Genomic DNA, 16,563 nt, shown 5'->3' with positions numbered 1-16,563 from the left:
CGATGAACACACCCCGCGGTGTCCGCCGGACCGACACCAAACTGTCGGACGGGCGCGAGCTGATCTACTACGACCCGGCCGACGCGCCGCCCCGGGTGCCGCTCGAGGACACCCGTGGCCTGCCCGCACCGCAACCGCAGGTCGAGCTGCGCACCGACCCGCTGACCGGTGACGTGATCACCTACGCGACGCACCGCAACACCCGCACGTACCTGCCGCCGGCCGACCAGTGCCCGCTGTGCCCGAGCAAGCCGGGCAACCCGACCGAGATCCCGGACCACGACTACAACGTCGCCGTCTTCGAGAACCGGTTCCCGTCCTTCGCCGGCCCCGGCCGGACCGAGGTGGTCTGCTTCACCAGCGACCACAACCGCTCGTTCACCAACCTGTCCCAGGGCCAGGCCCGGCTCGTCGTCGACACCTGGGCCGACCGGACCGCGGAGCTGAGCGCCCGCGACGACGTCGAACTGATCTTCCCGTTCGAGAACCGCGGCCGCGAGATCGGCGTCACGCTCAGCCACCCGCACGGCCAGATCTACGCCTACCCGTTCGTCCCGCCGCGGATGCGGACCCTGCTCGCCCAGGCGCGCAAGCACCAGGAAGTGGCCGGCAGCAACCTGTTCGCCGACGTCCTGGCCGCCGAGCGCAAGGAGGGCACCCGGGTTGTCGCGGAGAACGGCAACTGGACCGCGTTCGTCCCGGAGGCGGCCCGCTGGCCGGTCGAGGTGCACCTGTACCCGCACCGTCAGGTCGGCGGGATCGACGAGCTGTCGGTCGGCGAGCGCGACGACTTCGCCGAGCTGTACCTCGACGTTCTGAACCGCCTCGACGGTCTGTACGGCGAGCCGCTGCCCTACATCGCCGCCTGGCACCAGGCACCGGTCCGGATCGACCGCGAACTCGGCTACCTGCACCTGGAGCTGTTGTCGATCAAGCGGGCCGCGGACAAGATCAAGTACCTGGCCGGCTCCGAGTCCGGTATGGGCGCGTTCATCAGCGACACCCGGCCCGAGGACGTGGCCGAGACTCTGCGGAAGGTTGGCTCGTGAGCTTCGAGGATCTCTTCGGTACGGCGCCCGACGGCACCTGGCGCGCTCCCGGGCGGGTCAACCTGATCGGCGAGCACACCGACTACAACGACGGCCTGGTACTCCCGATCGCGCTGCCGAACCGGATCCAGATCACCGCCTCGAAGCGCGACGACGGCCGGATCGCGGTCGCGTCCAGCGGGCACCCGGGCACCATCGAGTTCGCGATCGACGAGCTGGCTCCCGGTTCGGTCGGCGACTGGGCGGCGTACCCGGCCGGTGCCGCGTGGATCCTGCGCGAGACCGGCTACCCGATCGGCGGCGCGAACCTGCTGGTCGACTCCGACCTCCCGTCCGGCGCGGGGCTCTCATCGTCGGCCGCCTTGCTGTGCGCGACGTTCGTGGCGTTGCTCGGCCTGCGCGACATCGAGGTCGACCCGGCCGAGGTGGCGCGGCTCGCCCAGCGGGCCGAGAACCAGTACGTCGGTGCGCCGGTCGGACTGATGGACCAGATGGCCTCGATGTGCTGCACCGCGGGCCACGCACTGTTCTTCGACATCCGCGCGATGTCGACCGACCAGATCCCGTTCGACCCGCCGGCCGACGACCTCGCCCTGCTGGTCGTCGACGTGAAGGCACCGCACCGGCACGTCGACGGTGAGTACGCCGCGCGCCGGAAGAGCTGCGAGCAGGCCGCGGCCGAGCTCGGCGTACCGGCGCTGCGGTCGATCGCCTTCGAGGAGCTCGACGACGCGCTGGCGCGGTTGTCGGACGACGTCGTACGGCGCCGGGTGCGGCACGTGGTCACCGAGATCCGCCGGGTCGAGGACGCGGTCGCGCTGATGCGGGCCGGCAAGCTGCGTGAGGTGGGCCCGCTGTTCACCGCGTCGCACGCCTCGCTGCGCGACGACTTCGAAATCACCGTGCCGGAGCTGGACGTTGCCGTCGACACCGCTCTCGAGGCGGGCGCGCTCGGTGCGCGGATGACCGGTGGCGGCTTCGGCGGCTGCATCATCGCGCTGGTCGAGGCCAGCGCGGCCGAATCGGTCCTGGCCGCAATCGAGAAGGCGTTCGCGGAGCACGGCTTCAACGCGCCGACCTCGCTGGCCGCGACCCCGTCGGCCGGGGCATCCCGGGTCAGCTGACGCCGTACCTCAGGAAGCGATCACCAGGTCACACCCGGTGTCGCGCATGGCCTTGCGGGCAGCGGTCGACAGGCCGTTGTCCGTGACGATCACGTCCAGGTCCGCCCAGGTCGCGAACGTGCTCAGACCGACGGTCCCCCACTTGGTGTGATCCGCGACCACGACGATCTCGCGGCTGGCGGCGATGAACGACCGGTTGGTCTCGGCCTCCATCAGGTTCGGCGTGCTCAACCCGTGCTCGGCATCGACACCGTGCGCGCCGAGGAACAACAGGTCGAGGTGCAGCGACGCCAGCGCCGCGGTCGCGATCGGCCCGACCAGCGCATCCGACGGCGTCCGGATGCCACCGATCAGTACGACGGTGCGGTCCGAGCGACCGTTGCCGTGGAACACGTCCGCGATCCGCGCCGAGTTCGTGACGACTGTCAGGTTCTCCACCCGCAAGAGCTGCCGGGCCAGCGCGTACGTCGTCGTACCGGCGCCGATGCCGATCGCGCTGTCCGGCTGGACGCGGGTGGCGGCCTCGGCAGCGATCGCTTGTTTGGCCGCGGACTCCTGCGTCAGCTTGGCGTCGAAGCCCGGCTCGTGCGCGCTGCGCAGACCGACCGACGTCGCGCCGCCGTGCACCTTGTGCAGCAGGCCGCTGGAGTCGAGGGCGTCGAGATCGCGGCGGATCGTCATGTCCGAGACACCGAAGCGGTCGACGAGTTCGGCCACCGTGACCGCACCCCGACTGTTGACCTCGGCAACGATCGTGGCCTGCCGCTGGGCGGCCAACTGACCCCCGCGGCCGCGTGGCGGCTCTGCTCCGGCTGCGTTCACCTTCACAGCCTACTTTCGAAATGTCTCGCTGTCAGGGAAATGCGTTGCCCAGCCGGTGGCTGCGCGTCACCCTGAAGCATGCGATTCCCCGAAGACGTCCCCGTGCTGACCGATGGTGTGGTGACGCTCCGTGCCCACACGGCCGAGGACGTGGAGCCGGTCTTCCGGATGTGCCAGGACCCGACAATGCAGCAGTGGACGACCATCCCGGTCCCCTACGGGCACGAGCACGCGGTGCACTTCCTCACCGAGGTGATCCCGAACGGCTGGCGCGCGAACACCATGTGGGCGTGGGCGATCGAGTACGACGGCCGGTACGCCGGCACCGTCGACCTCGGCGACGGTGAGGGTGGCGTCGGTGAGGTCGGGTTCGCCGTCACACCGAATGTCCGGGGCAACGGTGTGATGACCCGGGCGCTCAAGCTGGCCGTGCGGTACGCGTTCGACGAACTCGGCTGGCAGCGCGTGATCTGGCGGGCGTTCGTCGACAACTGGGCGAGCCGGCGGGTGGCGTGGAAGGCCGGCTTCCGTGGGCTGGTGACGATCCCGGGCGGCGGCCGGGCGCGCGGCGTACGTAAGGACGAGTGGGTCGCGTCGGTCGGCCGCGACGAAGAGCTCGAACCACAGGGCAACTGGTGGCGCGTGCCCGAGCTCGAGGGCCGCGGGATTCGCCTGCGGGCGTTGCGGGAGTCGGACGCGCAGCGGGTGATGGAGGGGTGCAGTGACGAGCGGACGCAGTACTGGCTGGCCGGCTTGCCGTCGCCGTACTCGCTCGAGGACGCCCAGCGGTTCATCACGGGCCGGCTGCAGATGCTCGCGGACGGCGTGGGCGTCTCGTGGGCGGTCGTCGACGCGGCGACCGACGAGTTGCTCGGGAACGTCAGCATCTTCGACCTGAACCACCGGATCGATCCGACGCTGGGCGAGATCGGGTACTGGGCGCACCCGGACGCGCGCGGCCGCAAGGTGATGAAGACCGCCGTCGAACTAGTGATCGCGCATGCGTTCACTCCGATCGCGGACGGTGGGCTCGGGCGCCGGCGGCTGGTGGTGATGGCCGCCGAAGGCAACAGTGCGTCCGCGCACGTTGCCAAGGCCAACGGCTTCACGCAGGTCGGTCACGAACGTCGCGCCAGCCCACTCCGGGACGGCGCGTACGTCGACCTCCTGGTCTTCGACCTGCTGGCGAGCGACCGACCCGACTGATCGGTCAGGAACCCGCGCCGAGGGGTTGCGGCCAGGCTGCTCCGAGCGGTAACGGTGACCCGCTGTTGACGGCGGAATACGGCCAGTTGGTGACAAACGACACCCGTCCCTCTCGCCGTCGCGGTGCCGGGCTGCTTGAATCGACGGGTGAGAGATCGTGAGGAACTCGTCCGCCGTTGGCAGGCCGGGTGGTCCGTCTCGCGGGGCTGGACCACGGTTGAGGACGACAACGACGGCATCCTGATCGTCCGGGCAGGCGAGGAGAACAGGCCGACCGAGTACGTCGTACTGGATGCCGACGACAAACCGGAACGGGTGGAACGTGCCGCCCAGCTCGCCCTCCAGCACGGCGGTGGGCGGGGCGCGGGCTGGATCACGCTGGCCACCGACGACAAGGAAGCCCGGATCGAGCAGCTGGAGGATCTCGGCCTCGAGGTCCAGCAGGACCAGGACTGGCTGATGACGATCCAGCTGTCGGAGCAACCGGCCCTGAAGCTGCACGAGCGGTACGCGTTGCACACCGAGCTCGAGGACGACCTGATCATCACCCGCGCGACCTTGCACGGCGGCGTGGTGTCGAGCGGCCGGATGGCCGTCGTCGGCGCGGACGCGGTCGCGGACCGGATCGAGACCGACCCGGCGCACCGCCGGCGCGGACTCGGCAGCGCGGTGATGGCGTCGCTGGTCGAGGCGGCCGCGGCGAAGGGTGCCAAGCGCGGCATCCTGATCGCGTCGATCGACGGCCTGCGGCTGTACCGGAGCCTGGGCTGGAAGGTGATCGCGGACATCGTGATCGCCCGCTCGCGGTGACTCGGTCGTTTCAAACGACTGGGATAGTCAAAGGTTCGTGAAGTGCATGTTCTCGCAGGAGTGGGCAACCGCCGTCCCGGGCAAGGCTGCAGACCATGACGAACCACAGACGGCCATCCGTGAGCGGTGTGGCCGGGCCTCTCATCGCGTCGCTGTCGGCTCTTGTGCTGCTCGCCGGTGTCGGATGGTTCGTTCTGCGACAGACCGGTACCAGCAAGGTCACCAGCCAGGAGACCCCGGTCACCTCGGTCGCGCCGGTCAGCGACGACACGTCGCCGACACCTTCGGTCATCCCGACGAGCCCGTCGTACACACCACGCCGTACGACGCCTGCGCCGACGCCCACGCGGTCGACGACGAAGAGCGTGACGCCGAAGCCGACCAGGTCGACGACCGCACCGAGCCGGGGCAGCACGCGGACACCGTCGCCCACGACGTCGAAGTCCACCCCGAAGCCGAGCCACACCGCGACACCGACACCGACGAAGACCAAGACCACCAAGCCGAGTAGTGGATCCGGTCCTGCGGAGTCACAGGTGCTCTCGCTCACCAACGCCGAACGGGCGAAGGCCGGCTGTGGACCGCTGCGGACGAACAAGGCCCTAACCAGGGCAGCCGACGCGCACGCCGCCGACATGGTCGCCCAGCACTACTTCGCCCACGACAGCCTGGACGGGCGCAGCCCGTTCGACCGGATGAAGGCGGCCGGGTTCGCCGGTGGCGCGATGGCCGAGAACATCGCCGTCGGCTACACGAGTGCGGCAGCGGTTGTGGAAGGGTGGATGAACAGTGCGGGACATCGCGCGAACATCCTCAACTGCACCTACACGATGATCGGCATCGGCTACGACAGCGGAGTTGTGAAGGCCGGCCTGGGCAACGGCAGCTGGGTGCAGGACTTCGGCGGCTGACGGTCCCACCCCACTCACTCAATCGTTTTCTTCAGGAATTGTTAAGAGGGTTCACGCCTCTGTAACGATGACCTCGCGCGTCGGTTAAGGTCGCTGTTCGGTGACCAGGGGGGACCTGGCTGTGTTGCCTGTGCTGTCTGTAATCGCTCTACCACGGGGAAACGACGCGCTACTCGGCACGACGAGAACGAAGAGGATTCGCCCATCCCATGACGGATTCGCCTACCCCCCGGCGGCACCGCGGCAGTAGACGAGCTCCCCGACGGAGCCGTGGCCTGGTCGGCCCGGCCGTCAGCGCGCTCTCGGTCCTGCTCGCCATCGGCCCGGTGGTCTGGCTGATGTCCCGCGACACCTCCCGCGTCGACGAATCCGCCAAGGTGCTGAACGTCTCCGAGGACACCCGCGTCGACGGCAGCACGGCGGTCGAGGGTACGACGGCCGGCACGCCGCTGATCACCGTCACCAAGACCCTGCCGAACGGCCGCACCACCACCGCGGTCGTCGGTACGCCGGCCCTCGGGGCGGCCGTCACCTCGACCTCCACGTCGCTCACTCCGAGCACCTCGGGGACGCCGAGCGACACACCGAGCAACTCGCTGACCACGCCGACCGCACCGACCGTCGGCGTGACCACCGTGACGGTGACGCCGACCGCGTCGCGACGTACGGACAGCGGCAACAGCAAGCCGAAGCCGACCCGGACGTCGTCGACGAGCAAGACGCCGTCCAGCACGCCGACCAAGACCCGGACCACCGACACGCCGCAGGACACCCCGGAGCCGCCGACCGGCGGTGGCGGGACGAACGCGCAGGAGCGGCAGGTCCTCGACTACACCAACCAGATCCGTCAGCAGCAGGGCTGCGGCCCGCTCCGGCTGGACAGTGCGCTCGTCGAGGCGGCCGGGAAGCACGCGTCGGACATGGTCCGGCGGCACTACATGGACCACACCAACCCCGATGGTGAGGACCCGGGCGACCGGATCAAGGACGCCGGGTACCGCGGGTCGGGCTGGGGCGAGAACATCGCGGCCGGCTACGACTCCGCGCAGAAGGTGGTCGCTGCCTGGATGCAGAGCGACGGCCACCGGAAGAACATCCTGAACTGCCGGTTCACCGCGATCGGCATCGGGTACGACCCCGGCCAGGTGCGGTCCGACTACGGACCGGGCAGCTGGGTCCAGGACTTCGGCCGGAGCTGAACGGGTGCTTCGTGGTGAACACACTTCGAGGCACCGGACGTGAGGTCCGCTGCCGGCGCGCTGTCATTGTGCCGAGCACACCGAGTGTGGCCGGGATGTTGTCCCAGAGCCACAATGTCCGGCCGGTTCACGGCCGGTCGCCGCGGGTAGATCCGATCGTGTCCTGCTGCCGGACGTTCCTGGGGGGCTCCGGCTGGACGGTTGATGAGGCACGTCCTGGGAAGGGAACAACGAAATAATGTCCGAGTCCGGTAACGGCCGGTACAAACCACGCCGGAAGGCGACCCGGGCCGCGTCCCGCTCGTCGCGATCCGGCAACCGGTCCACCCCGCCCGCGGAAACCACCCCGCCCCCGCCACCCGAACCACCCCGCTACGCGCCGCGCTCCAGCGACGAGTCGCCGTACTGGGCGAGCCCGCAGAACGCCGGCACGTCCAGCGAGTCGCCGTTCTGGGCCGGCAGCAACCAGTCGCGCCCGGCCACCCCGCAGTACGCGCCACGCACGGCCCTGCCCAGCTACACGGCCCCCGACCAAGCGACCCCGGACCACGCGACCCCCGGACACCCAGCCGCCGATTACCCGGCCATCAGCTACCCGGCCGCCGGCTATCCGGCCGCCGACGCCGGCCGCCCGTCCGAAGACTCCGCGTCCGGTCTCTCGGGCCGCCGCGCCGCCGGTACGCCGTCGTGGGTCGAGCAGTCGATCGTGGGCGACCCCGAACCCCCGGCCCGCGCCCGCCGCACGGCCCGGCGCCCGGAAACCCCCGCGGACCAGGACCTCGGCGAAACCGCCGGCACCTGGTCCACCCGCCGAGCCGCCGACGACTGGGCCTCCCTAGGCGCCACTACCCCTGCGGCCGACCCGCAGCCAAACACCCCCAGCGGGCCCACTGCAGGAACCTCAGCCGCGGCGGCTTCCGCGGCCGACGACCTGGCAGCCGCCGCCCGCGGCTCAGCCGCCCGCCGCGCCTCCGCAGCCCCGGTCGACACCCCGAGCAACACAGCACCCAGCACCGGCAGTTCCGAGCTCCCCGCAGCCCGCCTCGGCGGCACCGGCGACGGCACGGACCGTCGCAGCGTGCGCATCGATCGAGCAGGCAGTGCCGGGCTCGGGGTGGACCGCCTCGGTGGTGCTGGTTACAGCGCGGCGGCCGGCATGGGGAGCGACCACGTTGGCAGCGCCGGGCTTGGTAGTGAGCGGCTTGGTAGTGAGCGGCTTGGTGGCGAGCGGCTGGATGGCGAGCGGCTGGATCGGGTCGGGGGTGCGGCGGGGGCTGCTGGGCTTGCTGGTGGGCGGGCGGGTTCTGGGCCTGGCCGTTCCGGGGCCGGCGGTTCCGGGCCGGGCGGATCTGGACCTGGTGGTTCAGGGCCCGGGAGGCCTGGGGCTGGTGGGTCTGGGGCCGGTGGGCCGGGGCGGCGGGCTGCGGCTCGGTCGGCGGCGGCTGGGCGGTCCGCTCGGGGGCGGCGGACGGTGATTGCGATCGCTTCCGTGATCCTGGTGATCACGCCGATCTCGTGGATCCTGCTGCACCAGCCGCAGAACGACGACGCCGACGCGTCCGTACCGATCGTGACGCGCACCGACGACACCTACATCACCCCGTCGACCAAGGCCGCGGCCTCGACCCCGACGACCCGGCCGACCGTCGCGCCGACGGCGACCCCGACCGTCACACCGACGACCACGCCGACCGCGACCCCCACCGACACCCCGACGGACACCCCGACCGACTCGACGTCCCCGACCACGGTCCCCTCGCGCACTCCGAAGACGACCGAGCCAACGTCGACACCGACGACCGAGCACTCCACGGTCGCGCCCACCACCCCGGGTCGCACCATCGACTCCCCCAAGCCGACCAAGACCACCACCACCACCCCGCCGCCACCGCCAGAGGACGGCGGCTCGATGCAGCCGATCGAGCTGCAACTGTTCAACATGATCGACAGCGCACGCAAGAGCAACGGCTGCGCTCCGCTGAAGCGTGACAGCGACATGACGGCGAGTTCGCGATCGGACGCCGGCAGCCGGTCGAAGTCCGCCAGCCGCCTGACGGCGAGCGGTGGATCGATGAGCGCGGCGGGCGGCGACGACTGGACGGCCAAGCAAGCGTTCGACCAGATGATGGCCCAGAGCAGGAGCACGATCCTCAACTGCGGGTTGACGACCGCAGCGGTGGGCTACGGCTTCACCGAGCACTGCAAGATCCTGCTGTGCCTGACGGGTACCGCCGATCGCAACGCGTGGGTGGCGAACTTCTCGTAGTGGGTGGAGCGCTCTTGCTGAGGGTTGGTGCGACCATGGTTTGACGACCTGGTCCACCAACCTGCGGGAGGCTGGATGTTTTCCGAGCGTGATGATGTGGATCGGGCCGGGCCGGCGCATTTCGGGATTCATCCGGACGCGTTCGCGGAGGAGCGTCCGGATCCGCGACCCGAGGAGGCCAAGCGGATGGGGTTGAGCCGGCACACCGAAGAGGGTGCCGTGCTGTACTTCGCCTCCGCGCTCGACCGCGGCAAGACGGGTCACCGGATGATGGCCTGGATCCTGCTCGTCACGTTCGCGGCGCCGGTGATCTACATCCTGCTCGTGCTGCTGTAGAACTCCTGCCGATGCCGCTGCGGCGTCGTCCCCAGCAGGGTGTGGAAGTGGTGCCGCAACGCGTCGCTGCTGCCGAACCCGCTCTCGTTCGCCACCCGGTCGACCGACAGATCCGTTGTTTCCAACAACAACCGCGCCCGGTCGAGCCGCTGCCGCAGCAACCACGCCTGCCCCGAGCTCCCGGTCCGGGCCCGGAACTGCCGCGTGAACGTACGCCGGGACAACGCCACCGCCCCGGCCCAGTCGTCGAGTGACACCGGCTGGTCGAGCCGCGCCCGGGCCCACACCATCGCCTTCTCGATCACGTCGTCGCTCGGGTCCGGCGGCACCGGCACCGGGATGTACTGCGCCTGCGACCCGCTGCGATGCGGCGCCACCACGATGTCGCGGGCAACCTTCTCCGCCATCTCGACCCCGTGATGCGTCCGCACCAGGTGCAGGCAGCAGTCCAGCGAGGCCGCCGTACCCGCGGATGTGATGACGTCGCCCTGATCGGACCACAGCACGTCGGCGCGTACGTTCAGCGACGGGTACCGCGACCGCAGCTCGTCGGCGAATCGCCAGTGCGTCACGACCTCGCGCCCTTCCGCGATCCCGCTCTCCGCGACCAGGAACGCCCCGACGCACAACCCGACCACGGTCGCGCCTCGCGCGTGCGCCCGCCGGATCGTCTCCAGCAGTACGTCGGAAGCGACCAGCCCCGGCTCCCAACTCGGAAGGACCACGACGTCGGCCCGGTCCATCGCCTCGAGCCCGTGCTCCACGGTGATCCCGTACCCGGCGTTCGTCGGCATCGTTCCCGGTTCCTCGGCGCAGACGAGTACGTCGTACCGCTCGGGAAGTCCGCGTCGTTCGCCGAGGACCAGGCACGGCACCGAGAGGTGGAACGGGCTCATCCCGCCGTACGCGAAGACCGCTACTGTGCGCATCACACCAGTATGGCCCGATCTTCGGTAACTATGGCTCCCGGGCCAATGGCCGGACGCTCCGCGGGGGCGCAGGATCGTGGTCATGAAGATCACGCACATCGGCGGCCCGACCGCCGTCCTGTCCCTCGGCGGCCTGACGTTCCTGGTCGATCCCGCCTTCGACGAGCCCCGCGACTACCAGCTCCCGGGCCGGGTGATGACCAAGCTGATCGGCCCGGCGATCCCGGCCGCGGAGCTCGGTCCGTTCGACGTCGCGCTGGTGTCGCACGACGAGCACAAGGACAACCTCGACGACGCCGGGCGGGCGTTGCTGCCGTCGATCCCGACGGTGCTGTCGACCGAGGGCGCGGCGGTGCGCATCCCCGGCGTCCGCGGGCTGAAGAACTGGGAGTCGATCGAGCTGCCGCGGCCCGACGGCGGCGTACTCACGGTGACCGGCGTACCGGCGCTGCACGGCCCGGAGGGCGCCGAGGCGGTCGTCGGATTCGTGACCGGGTTCGTCCTGGAGGGCGAGGGGCTGCCGACGGTCTACGTGTCAGGGGACAACGCGTCGCTCGGTCTGGTGAAGGAGATCGCCGACCGGTTCCCGGCGATCGACGTCGCGGTGCTGTTCGCGGGCGCCGCGCGGACCGGTCTGCTCGACAACGCGAACCTCACGCTGACCTCGACGGACGCGGTCGAGGCCGCCCGCATCCTCGACGGGGCAACCATCGTCCCGGTCCACACCGAGGGCTGGACGCACTTCTCCGAGGGCCCGGACCAGCTGATGACCGCGTTCCGTGACGCCGGCCTGGAGGACCGCGTGAACCTGCTGCCGCACGGCGTCCCCACGCACGTGTGATTGAGCGCTTGACGAGCACGGAGAGTTACGACTAAGGTTTGCGCCGCCGGGGGGACCGGCAGTCATTCTCATTCGGGCCGGGGGATCATCGGCCCACTGCCCAAGGGGACATTCCTATGCTCGTACGACGTTTCCGCCTGCTCTTCTCCGCCGCCACGGCCGCCGTGGTGCTCGCCGGCACGGCGATCCTCGCACCGCTTTCGGCCGAGGCGGCGATCACCGTCGTCCTCGGCGGCATCCAGTACGACCCGCCGGGCGCGGACACCCGCACCAACGCCCAGCTGAACAACGAGTTCTTCACGGTGCGCAACATCAGCACCCGGCCGATCAACCTGTCCGGGTACCGCGTCGCTGATGTCGCGAACCACGTCTTCGTGTTCCCGCGCGGCTACGTGCTGCCGGGCCGGTCGACGGTCATCGTCCGGACCGGCAAGAACCGCAACCGGGCCCTGACCCTGTACTGGAACCAGAGCTGGTACGTCTGGAACAACACCGGCGACACCGCCCGCTTCCAGACCCCGGCCGGGAAGACCTTCGACACCTGCTCCTACAAGGCCGTCGCCGGTCGCGCCCGCGTCGCCTGCTAGTTACTGCGCGGGATCAGTGCCGTCCGGGATCCATTCCCGGACGGCGATCTCGTCGCCCACCCGAACGATGCCGGGGGCAAGCACCGCGGCCTTCACCCCGAAGCTGACCCCACCGCCATAGGCGGGTTCCCGCCGGTACGTCGCCAGGGTCCGCGTCGGCTCCGGCCCCGACTTGGCACCGGTCGCCTGATCGACAGTCGGTACGGCGCAGCGGATCCCGCGCGCTGAGTACCCGATCTCGACCGCGCCGGCGGTCATCCGCAGTACCTCGTCCTCGGTGTGCGGGTCCGACCAGCCGGACACCACGATGTTCGGCCGGAAGCGGTTCATCGGGATCGCATCGCCGCCGCGTTCGAGAATCCGCGCGTTCAGCCCGTCGAGTGACGCCTGCGACGTGATCATCAGCGCGTGCGCGTCGCCGTACCCGGTGAGCCCGCGATGCGCGCCCCAGCCGGGCCGGTCGTGCTCGGGCGTGACCCGGACCAGCGCGGCCGACGTACCGAGTCGTTCGGTGAACCACGCGTCCGCGGCCGGGTCCTGCACCACGCCCTGCCCGAACCACTTCCCGAACAGGCTGACGTCGCGCCGCTTCCCGTCGTACCTGATCTCGATGTCGAGGTCCGGGGCGTCCGGCGCCGACAGCCGCAGTACGTCGCCGTCGAGCGCGGCCCGCAGTGTCGCCATCGCGGGCAGCTTGCGCTGGCTGAGGAACGTCCCGTCCGGCTCGACCAACATGAACAGCCGGTCGTTCAGCAGACCGGTGGGACCGACCTCGGCGGTCTCCACGGGGACCCCGGCGAGACCTTTCACCGGGTAGTAGGCCAGGGCGGCAACCTTTGCAACAGACACAACCGCAAGCCTAGCCCGACCTTGAACTGTTGAAACATGTTGAGTTATGTTTGAACACGTGGAGGATGTCGAAAGGTTCGCCGCCGCGCTGCATCGCGTCCGCCGCCAGGCCGGCCTCAGCTACCGCCAGTTGGCGGACCGGGCCCACTACTCGCACCCCCACCTGATCCGCGCGGCGAGCGGCAAGCAGCTCCCGACCTGGGACGTCGCCGCCGCCTACCTCACCGGTTGTGGAGTGCCGGCGGACCTGCTCCCCGTGTGGCATCGGCGCTGGCAGGAAGCGAGCCGCGATCCACGCGACATCGTCGGACTGCTGGACGATGCCGAGACCCTCGAAGACCTCGGTGACGCCGTCGCGGCCCTCGCTCGGCCGCGCTCGCTCCGCACCCTCGAACAGCTGACCGGTATCCCCCGCGCGACGATCCAGGCCTGGCTCCAGGGCACCCGTCTCCCCGGACGCGACCGCCTGGACCACCTGGTCAGAACAGTCGGCGCGACTCCGGCCGAGCGTTCTGCCGTCGCTCAAGCAGTCGACCGACTCAGCTCCGGAAGACTGAGGCCGGCGCCCGCGGCGTGACGAAGCCTTCCGCATCGGTCAGCGGCGCGGCTTTCCCCGCCAACTCCCCCAGCGACATCACGTCGTACGGCGGTTGCGCCCGCCGTCCCGCGTCGATGAGATCGGGCACCGGCTGCGGCGACGCGACCATGATGACGTTCCCGAACCCCTTGCCCCGCAGGATCTTCCGCTCCGCGACCACAACGCCTGAACCAACCGCGGCGGCCACCGTCGCGGCAGTCCGCCGGATGAACGGCAGGCCGGTCTTCCCGTCGATCAGGTTCGCGACGAGCACGCCGGTCGGTCGCAGGACGCGCACGCACTCGGCGAAGAACTCGGCGGTCACCAGGTTCGCCGGGACCGCCTCGTGTTCGAAGGCGTCCAGGATCACCAGGTCCATCGAGTCGTCGTACAGGTCGGTGATGCCGGCCCGGCCGGTGACCGGGCGGACCTTGATCCCGGACCGCTTCGGCAGCGGCAGCGCCTCGCGGACGAAGTCGGTCAGGTCCTCGTCGGGTTCGAGCACGATCTGCCGGGACCGCGGGCGGGTCGCGGCGACGTACCGCGGCAGGCTCAGTGCCGCGCCGCCGATGTGCGCGACCGCGACCGGCTGACGTCGCGGCGCGACCGCGTCGACGACGTCGCCGATCCGGCGCATGTACTCGAACGACAGGTTGGTGGGGTCCGCGAGATCGACCTGCGACTGGGGTGACCCGTCGACGCGCAGCACGAACGTGCCGTCGGCCTCGGCCTCCACACTCGCGAGCCCGGAGGCCGTCCTGCGTTCCACCCGCCCATCATCCCAGCTACTTGGCCTCGCGCTCCTCCGCCACTGCCACATCGGTGTTGTCGGTGAACAAACCGTCGATCCCGGCCTTCCGGTACGCCGCGATCTCGCCGAACAGGTTGCCGGAGTCGTTCGGGTTCGTGGAGCTGTCGAAGTCCGCCGGGAGGAAAGTGTTCTCGACCCGGAACGTGTACGGGTGCACGACCAGGCCGGCCTTGTGCGCGTCGGCGACCAGCGCGGTCGGCTTCCCGAGCTTGCCGGTCGCGTCCAGCGGGATCACCTGGTCCTTGCTCGGGCCCACCCCGGCGGCGTACGTCGCGACCTCGCGCAGACCGTTCGCGCTGACCACATCGGCGTAGTGCGCTTGTCCCCGGACACCACGAAGTCGTACGGCGCCCCGCTCGCGCTGGTCAGCTGGACCAGCGGGACCCGCAGCTCCTTGTGCAGTGCCTTCAGGTTCGACACCTCGAAGGACTGGACGAAGACTTTGGCGTCCTTCTTGTTCAGGCCGTTGCGGTCGAGCGTCTTGACCAGCTCGGGCTCGAGCGGCAGACCCTGCTGCCGGAAGTACGTCGGGTGCTTGGTCTCGGGGTAGATGCCGATCGGGCGGCCGAGCTCCTTGGACAGTCGCTTGCTGAGGTCGATGACTTCCTGGAACGTCGGGATCTGGTAGTGCCCGTTGAAGATCGTGTTGTGCTGTCGGACCGCCGGGATCCGCTCCTTGGCCCGCAGCGTCTTCAGTTCGGCGAGGGTGAAGTCCTCGGTGAACCAGCCGGTGGTGGCGACGCCGTCGAGCAGCTTGGTCTTCTTGCGGTCCTTGAACTCCGGGTGGTCCGCGACGTCCGTCGTACCGCTGATCTCCGGCTCGTGGCGGGTGACCAGGACGTGGTCCTTGGTGGTGACCAGGTCGGGCTCGATGTAGTCGGCGCCCATCCGGGCGGCCAGCTCGTACGACGCCAGCGTGTGCTCCGGGCGGTAGCCGGACGCACCGCGGTGGCCGACGATCACGAAGTCGTCGTGATGGCTGGTCGCGTCGACGGACTGCGGGACCAGGACCGAGGTGGCCACCGCTAGCGCCGAGACAGTCACCGGAATCAGCCGGCCGGTCAGCTTCATGAGGTTCTCCTAACACGTCAGGGGACTGGCGCCAATCTCCGGTACTCCGGCGTACGCCACGTAGCCGCTCGATGAACGATCGCGCCGAATGTGAGCAACCCAGCGTTGGACACGAGCGCGGAGCTTGCTAGCGTCCGAAGCACACAATCTGATGAGCTAGGAGCTGGTCGTGAGCACTACACCGGTGAAGGTGGCCGTTACCGGGGCCGCAGGGAATATCGGTTACAGCCTGCTGTTCCGGATCGCGAGCGGAGCGCTGCTCGGGCCGGACACGCCGGTGGAGCTGCGGCTGCTGGAGATCACCCCGGCGCTGAAGGCGCTCGAGGGCGTCGTCATGGAGCTCGACGACAGCGCGTTCCCGACGCTGGCCGGGATCCAGATCGGCGACGACCCGAACGTGGTCTTCGACGGCGTCAACGTCGCGCTGCTGGTGGGTGCGCGGCCGCGCACCAAGGGGATGGAGCGCGGTGACCTGCTGGAGGCCAACGGCGCGATCTTCACCGGCCAGGGCAAGGCGCTGAACGACCACGCCGCGGACGACATCCGGATCACCGTCACCGGCAACCCGGCGAACACCAACGCCCTGATCGCGAAGAGCAACGCGCCGGACATCCCGGCCGAGCGGTTCTCGGCGCTGACCCGCCTGGACCACAACCGGGCGCTGGCGCAGCTGTCGAAGAAGACCGGTGTGCACGTCACCGACCTGAAGAAGATGACGATCTGGGGCAACCACTCCGCGACGCAGTACCCGGACATCTTCCACGCCGAGGTGGCCGGCAAGAACGCGGCCGAGGTCGTCAACGACCAGGCCTGGGTGGAGAACGACTTCCTGCCGACCACGCAGAAGCGCGGCGCCGCGATCATCGAGGCCCGGGGTTCGTCCTCGGCCGCCTCCGCCGCGGCCGCCACCATCGACCACACCCGCGACTGGCTGCGCGGCACCGCCGACGGTGACTGGGCCTCGATGGCGGTCGTCTCCGACGGTTCGTACGGCGTCGCCGAGGGCCTGATCTCGTCGTTCCCGGTGACCACCAAGGACGGCAACTGGGAGATCGTCCAGGGTCTGGACATCAACGAGTTCTCCCGCGGCAAGATCGACGCCTCGGTCGCCGAGCTCACCGAGGAGCGCGACGCGGTGAAGGCGCTCGGCCTGATCGGCTGACCCAGCACGTTGA

At 69.9% G+C, this 16,563-nt stretch carries 18 protein-coding genes; 12 read left to right on the top strand and 6 right to left on the bottom strand.

Annotated features, from left to right (window positions below):
- Nucleotides 1-2: 2 nt before the first annotated feature.
- Together galT and galK are read left to right on the top strand one after the other, a co-directional pair.
- On the top strand, nucleotides 3-1,049 hold the full coding sequence (gene galT, locus ACWGID_RS26165; RefSeq protein WP_452200797.1) for a galactose-1-phosphate uridylyltransferase: 1,047 nt from the start codon (nucleotides 3-5) through the stop codon (nucleotides 1,047-1,049).
- Nucleotides 1,046-2,173: a galactokinase gene (gene galK / locus ACWGID_RS26160; RefSeq protein WP_452200795.1), complete on the top strand. Its 1,128-nt coding sequence runs from the start codon at nucleotides 1,046-1,048 to the stop codon at nucleotides 2,171-2,173. Before galT ends, galK begins: the two co-directional genes overlap by 4 nt.
- A gap of 9 nt (nucleotides 2,174-2,182) precedes the next feature.
- Here galK and ACWGID_RS26155 read toward each other — a convergent pair whose 3' ends face one another.
- Entirely contained in the window at nucleotides 2,183-2,995 is an 813-nt protein-coding gene (locus tag ACWGID_RS26155; RefSeq protein WP_452200793.1) for a DeoR/GlpR family DNA-binding transcription regulator, read from the bottom strand.
- 78 nt (nucleotides 2,996-3,073) lie between these two features.
- Here ACWGID_RS26155 and ACWGID_RS26150 point away from each other — a divergent pair, with 78 nt between their 5' ends.
- The 6 genes from ACWGID_RS26150 to ACWGID_RS26125 all read left to right on the top strand — a co-directional run bounded on the left by ACWGID_RS26150 (nucleotide 3,074) and on the right by ACWGID_RS26125 (nucleotide 9,723).
- On the top strand, nucleotides 3,074-4,201 hold the full coding sequence (locus tag ACWGID_RS26150; RefSeq protein WP_452200791.1) for a GNAT family N-acetyltransferase: 1,128 nt from the start codon (nucleotides 3,074-3,076) through the stop codon (nucleotides 4,199-4,201).
- A 147-nt stretch (nucleotides 4,202-4,348) separates the two neighbouring features.
- A complete protein-coding gene (locus ACWGID_RS26145) occupies nucleotides 4,349-5,011 on the top strand; it encodes a GNAT family N-acetyltransferase (RefSeq protein ID WP_452200789.1) in 663 nt (220 codons plus the stop codon).
- 95 nt (nucleotides 5,012-5,106) lie between these two features.
- Nucleotides 5,107-5,922, top strand: coding sequence for a CAP domain-containing protein (locus ACWGID_RS26140; RefSeq protein WP_452200787.1), 816 nt, complete (start codon nucleotides 5,107-5,109; stop codon nucleotides 5,920-5,922).
- Nucleotides 5,923-6,131: 209 nt separating this feature from the next.
- The gene (locus ACWGID_RS26135; RefSeq protein ID WP_452200785.1) at nucleotides 6,132-7,121 is read left to right on the top strand and encodes a CAP domain-containing protein; all 990 of its coding nucleotides are present in this window, start codon (nucleotides 6,132-6,134) and stop codon (nucleotides 7,119-7,121) included.
- Nucleotides 7,122-7,359: 238 nt separating this feature from the next.
- Nucleotides 7,360-9,387, top strand: coding sequence for a CAP domain-containing protein (locus tag ACWGID_RS26130; protein ID WP_452200783.1), 2,028 nt, complete (start codon nucleotides 7,360-7,362; stop codon nucleotides 9,385-9,387).
- A 75-nt stretch (nucleotides 9,388-9,462) separates the two neighbouring features.
- Entirely contained in the window at nucleotides 9,463-9,723 is a 261-nt protein-coding gene (locus ACWGID_RS26125) for a hypothetical protein (protein WP_452200781.1), read from the top strand.
- On the opposite strand, the gene ACWGID_RS26120 is transcribed toward ACWGID_RS26125, so the two are convergent.
- A complete protein-coding gene (locus ACWGID_RS26120; RefSeq protein ID WP_452200779.1) occupies nucleotides 9,699-10,652 on the bottom strand; it encodes a GlxA family transcriptional regulator in 954 nt (317 codons plus the stop codon). The two genes, ACWGID_RS26125 and ACWGID_RS26120, sit on opposite strands and share 25 nt — an antisense overlap.
- 82 nt (nucleotides 10,653-10,734) lie before the next feature.
- Here ACWGID_RS26120 and ACWGID_RS26115 point away from each other — a divergent pair, with 82 nt between their 5' ends.
- Complete coding sequence (locus tag ACWGID_RS26115; protein WP_452200777.1) at nucleotides 10,735-11,493, top strand: MBL fold metallo-hydrolase; 759 nt, start codon at nucleotides 10,735-10,737, stop codon at nucleotides 11,491-11,493.
- A gap of 116 nt (nucleotides 11,494-11,609) precedes the next feature.
- Nucleotides 11,610-12,080, top strand: a complete 471-nt coding sequence (locus ACWGID_RS26110; protein WP_452200775.1) for a lamin tail domain-containing protein — start codon at nucleotides 11,610-11,612, stop codon at nucleotides 12,078-12,080.
- Here the strand turns inward: ACWGID_RS26110 and ACWGID_RS26105 are convergent, their stop codons facing one another.
- Complete coding sequence (locus ACWGID_RS26105; RefSeq protein ID WP_452200773.1) at nucleotides 12,081-12,929, bottom strand: MOSC domain-containing protein; 849 nt, start codon at nucleotides 12,927-12,929, stop codon at nucleotides 12,081-12,083.
- A 58-nt stretch (nucleotides 12,930-12,987) separates the two neighbouring features.
- Here ACWGID_RS26105 and ACWGID_RS26100 point away from each other — a divergent pair, with 58 nt between their 5' ends.
- Nucleotides 12,988-13,506, top strand: a complete 519-nt coding sequence (locus ACWGID_RS26100) for a helix-turn-helix domain-containing protein (protein WP_452200771.1) — start codon at nucleotides 12,988-12,990, stop codon at nucleotides 13,504-13,506.
- On the opposite strand, the gene ACWGID_RS26095 is transcribed toward ACWGID_RS26100, so the two are convergent.
- The 3 genes from ACWGID_RS26095 to ACWGID_RS26085 are packed head-to-tail and all read right to left on the bottom strand — an operon-like array spanning nucleotide 13,469 to nucleotide 15,388.
- Nucleotides 13,469-14,275, bottom strand: coding sequence for a spermidine synthase (locus tag ACWGID_RS26095; protein ID WP_452200769.1), 807 nt, complete (start codon nucleotides 14,273-14,275; stop codon nucleotides 13,469-13,471). The two genes, ACWGID_RS26100 and ACWGID_RS26095, sit on opposite strands and share 38 nt — an antisense overlap.
- Nucleotides 14,276-14,291: 16 nt before the next feature.
- On the bottom strand, nucleotides 14,292-14,573 hold the full coding sequence (locus tag ACWGID_RS26090; protein ID WP_452200767.1) for a glycerophosphodiester phosphodiesterase family protein: 282 nt from the start codon (nucleotides 14,571-14,573) through the stop codon (nucleotides 14,292-14,294).
- Complete coding sequence (locus ACWGID_RS26085) at nucleotides 14,549-15,388, bottom strand: glycerophosphodiester phosphodiesterase family protein (RefSeq protein WP_452200765.1); 840 nt, start codon at nucleotides 15,386-15,388, stop codon at nucleotides 14,549-14,551. Before ACWGID_RS26085 ends, ACWGID_RS26090 begins: the two co-directional genes overlap by 25 nt.
- A gap of 169 nt (nucleotides 15,389-15,557) precedes the next feature.
- On the opposite strand from ACWGID_RS26085, the gene ACWGID_RS26080 reads away from it, so the two are divergent.
- Nucleotides 15,558-16,550 carry a malate dehydrogenase gene (locus ACWGID_RS26080; RefSeq protein ID WP_452200763.1) on the top strand — a complete coding sequence of 331 codons (993 nt, stop codon included), beginning with the start codon at nucleotides 15,558-15,560 and terminating at the stop codon, nucleotides 16,548-16,550.
- The last annotated feature ends 13 nt before the right edge of the window (nucleotides 16,551-16,563 follow it).

The sequence above is a fragment of the Kribbella sp. NPDC054772 genome (genome assembly GCF_053611945.1).
The sequence above is the reverse complement of the archived record's forward strand: the minus strand, read 5'-3'. Positions and strand labels throughout refer to the sequence as shown.

Coding starts and splice junctions, on each gene's coding strand:
- ACWGID_RS26085 (WP_452200765.1), bottom strand. CDS start 15,388: ATGAAGCTGACCGGCCGGCTGATTCCGGTGACTGTCTCGGCGCTAGCG.
- ACWGID_RS26110 (WP_452200775.1), top strand. CDS start 11,610: ATGCTCGTACGACGTTTCCGCCTGCTCTTCTCCGCCGCCACGGCCGCC.
- galT (WP_452200797.1), top strand. CDS start 3: ATGAACACACCCCGCGGTGTCCGCCGGACCGACACCAAACTGTCGGAC.
- ACWGID_RS26120 (WP_452200779.1), bottom strand. CDS start 10,652: ATGCGCACAGTAGCGGTCTTCGCGTACGGCGGGATGAGCCCGTTCCAC.
- ACWGID_RS26115 (WP_452200777.1), top strand. CDS start 10,735: ATGAAGATCACGCACATCGGCGGCCCGACCGCCGTCCTGTCCCTCGGC.
- ACWGID_RS26140 (WP_452200787.1), top strand. CDS start 5,107: ATGACGAACCACAGACGGCCATCCGTGAGCGGTGTGGCCGGGCCTCTC.
- ACWGID_RS26150 (WP_452200791.1), top strand. CDS start 3,074: ATGCGATTCCCCGAAGACGTCCCCGTGCTGACCGATGGTGTGGTGACG.
- ACWGID_RS26125 (WP_452200781.1), top strand. CDS start 9,463: ATGTTTTCCGAGCGTGATGATGTGGATCGGGCCGGGCCGGCGCATTTC.
- ACWGID_RS26130 (WP_452200783.1), top strand. CDS start 7,360: ATGTCCGAGTCCGGTAACGGCCGGTACAAACCACGCCGGAAGGCGACC.
- ACWGID_RS26135 (WP_452200785.1), top strand. CDS start 6,132: ATGACGGATTCGCCTACCCCCCGGCGGCACCGCGGCAGTAGACGAGCT.